Source organism: Streptomyces sp., from assembly GCF_031181555.1.
In the GTDB taxonomy this organism is placed as follows: Bacteria; Actinomycetota; Actinomycetes; order Streptomycetales; family Streptomycetaceae; genus Streptomyces; species Streptomyces fimbriatus.
On sequence record NZ_JAPSKQ010000290.1, the window covers coordinates 1,261 to 4,062 of the forward strand.

Here is a 2,802-nt window from a genome sequence, read left to right on the forward strand (position 1 = left end):
CTCGGCCCCTCCCCCGCCCGAGCGGGGGCACCCCCATGAGCGGGGAGGCACCCCCGCCGACGGCGGTTTCCTGCGGGGCGTCCGGTCGGCCGTGGTCATCGGCGTCGGGAACGTCGCCGTGGACGTCACGCGCATGCTGGCCCGGGGCGTGACGGAGCTGAGCCCGACCGACATGCCGCACGCCGCCCTGACCGCGCTCGCCGCGAGCGAGGTGACGGACATCCACATGGTGGGCCGGCGCGGCCCGTCCCAGGCCCGCTTCACCACCAAGGAGCTGCGCGAGCTGGGCACGTTGCCCGGCACCGGGATCGTCGTCGACCCGGCGGAGCTGGCGCTGGATCCGGCGTACCAGGACCCCTCGGCGCTGCCCGCCCCGCAGCGCCGCAACGTCGAGGTGCTGCGCGGCTGGGCCGGGACACCGGTGCCGGGCGCCCGCCGCCTGATCCGGCTGCGCTTCTTCCTCCGCCCCGTCGAACTGCTCGCCCGGGCGGGCCGGGTGGGCACGGTGCGCTTCGAGCGGACGGTGCCGGACGGGCGCGGAGGCGTGACGGGCACGGGACGGTTCGAGGACGTGGAGGCCCAGCTGGTGCTGCGTTCGGTGGGGTACCGGGGGGTGCCGCTGGAGGGGCTGCCCTTCGACGCCGCCGGCGGCACGGTGCCGCACCGCGCCGGACGGGTGCTGCGCGAGGGCGCCGTCGCGCCGGGCGAGTACGTGGCGGGCTGGATCAAGCGCGGCCCGACGGGTGTCATCGGCACCAACCGGCCGTGCGCGAAGGAGACGGTGACGTCCCTGCTGGAGGACCTCCCCGCCCTGGCGGTCCGCGACGTGGCCGGCGATCCGGCCGCGGCACTGCGGGCCGAGGGGATCGAGCCGGTCGAGTGGGCGGGGTGGCGGGCGATCGAGCGGGCCGAGGCGGAACTCGGCGCCTCGCTCGGGCGGAGCGTGGTCAAGCTGCCCGACTGGGAGTCACTGCTGGCGGCGGCACGGAGCACCGGCGCGTGAAGCCCGCCGACCGCCGTCGGGTCAGCCCCCGCCGCGCCGCGCGGCCTGGCGGGCGGCGGCGGTGAGCAGGCAGTCGAGCAACCCCGGGAAGAGCTCGTCCAGGTCGTCCCGGCGCAGGCCGTTCATCTTGGCGGTGCCCTCGTAGATCTGCCGGATCACGCCGCTCTCGCGCAGCACCCGGAAGTGGTGCGTGGTGGTGGACTTGGTGACCGGCAGGACGAAGTGCGAGCAGGACAGCTCGACGCCCTCGGCGGCGAGCTCGCGGACGATCCGCAGCCGCACGGGGTCGGAGAGCGCGTGCAGCACGCCCTCCAGCCGGATCTCCTCGCGCGCGGGGTGCGGCAGATCGCGGCTGCTGGGGGTGGGGGCGGCGGTCGTCACGGCGGCTCCACAGTCGGTCCGGGAGCCCTCATTGTACGAGGACCTTCGTAGTTTGACATCTCCCGTACTACGATGTTTATCGTACGAGCAGCACTGCCCTCCGGCCCGCCGATTGGAGCCCTCCGTGAGCACGCTGTTCGAGCCGTACACCCTGCGCGACGTGACGATCCCCAACCGGGTGTGGATGCCTCCGATGTGCCAGTACTCGGCCGCGCCCGAAGGTCCCGGGACCGGCGCGCCCGACGACTGGCACTTCGCGCACTACGCGGCCCGTGCCGCCGGCGGCACGGGCCTGATCGTCGTCGAGGCCACCGCCGTGTCGCCGGAGGGCCGCATCTCTCCGTACGACCTCGGCCTCTGGAACGACACCCAGGCCGAGGCCTTCCGGCGGATCACCCGCTTCCTCGCCTCGCAGGGCACCGTTCCCGCCGTCCAGCTCGCCCACGCCGGCCGCAAGGCGTCGACCGACCGCCCGTGGAAGGGCGGCGCCCCGGTGGGGCGGGACGCGCACGGCTGGCAGCCGGTGGCCCCGAGCCCGCTCGCCTTCGACGAGCGGCACCCGGTGCCGCACGAGCTGACCGTCGACGAGATCCATGACATCGTCGGCCGGTTCCGCGCCGCGGCGCGCCGGGCGCTGGCCGCCGGGTTCGAGATCGCCGAGATCCACGGCGCCCACGGCTACCTGATCAACGAGTTCCTCTCCCCGCACTCCAACCACCGCACCGACGCCTACGGGGGCTCGTACGAGAACCGGACGCGCTTCGCGCTCGAGGTCGTCGACGCCGTGCGCGAGGAGTGGCCGGACGACAAGCCGCTGTTCTTCCGCATCTCGGCCACGGACTGGCTGGAGGAGTCCGGCTGGACCCCGGACGACACCGTCCGCTTCGCCACCGAACTGCACGCCCGCGGCATCGACCTGCTCGACGTCTCCACCGGGGGCAACGCCTCCGGCGTCCGCATCCCGACCGGGCCCGGTTACCAGGTCCCCTTCGCCGCACGGGTGCGCGAGGAGACGCCGATGCCGGTCGCCGCCGTCGGGCTGATCACCGACGCCGAGCAGGCCGAGAAGATCCTGGCCAACGGCGAGGCGGACGCGGTGTTCCTCGGCCGCGAGCTGCTCCGCAACCCTTCGTGGGCCCGGCACGCGGCCCGCGAGCTGGGCGGCGAGGTCCACGTGCCGGACCAGTACCACCGCTCGGTCTGACCGTGTCGCCCGCCGACGTCCCGTGCCGGGGCGCGGGACGTCGGCGGGCGACACCATGCCGGGGGGCCGGGGGGCGCGGGGCGCCCCCCGGCCCCCGGCGCGGCCGGCGGGGGGGGGGGGGCGCCCCGGCGCGCGCCGCCGGCCCGCGCCCCCCCCCCCCCCCTCTCGCGTGCGGTCAGCGACTGACGCGCGAGAACGCGCGGTGCGCGCCGCG

General features: G+C 75.7%; 3 protein-coding genes. 2 read left to right on the forward strand and 1 reads right to left on the reverse strand.

Going from position 1 to position 2,802, the window contains the following annotated elements; translation table 11 throughout:
* Positions 1 to 1,003: NADP oxidoreductase (locus RIM90_RS30830; RefSeq protein ID WP_309064035.1), on the forward strand; the 1,003-nt coding region annotated here is incomplete at its 5' end.
* A gap of 21 nt (positions 1,004 to 1,024) precedes the next feature.
* On the opposite strand, the gene RIM90_RS30835 is transcribed toward RIM90_RS30830, so the two are convergent.
* Positions 1,025 to 1,384, reverse strand: coding sequence for a helix-turn-helix domain-containing protein (locus RIM90_RS30835; RefSeq protein ID WP_309064036.1), 360 nt, complete (start codon positions 1,382 to 1,384; stop codon positions 1,025 to 1,027).
* Positions 1,385 to 1,508: 124 nt separating this feature from the next.
* On the opposite strand from RIM90_RS30835, the gene RIM90_RS30840 reads away from it, so the two are divergent.
* On the forward strand, positions 1,509 to 2,588 hold the full coding sequence (locus tag RIM90_RS30840) for an NADH:flavin oxidoreductase/NADH oxidase (RefSeq protein ID WP_309064037.1): 1,080 nt from the start codon (positions 1,509 to 1,511) through the stop codon (positions 2,586 to 2,588).
* Positions 2,589 to 2,802: the final 214 nt, after the last annotated feature.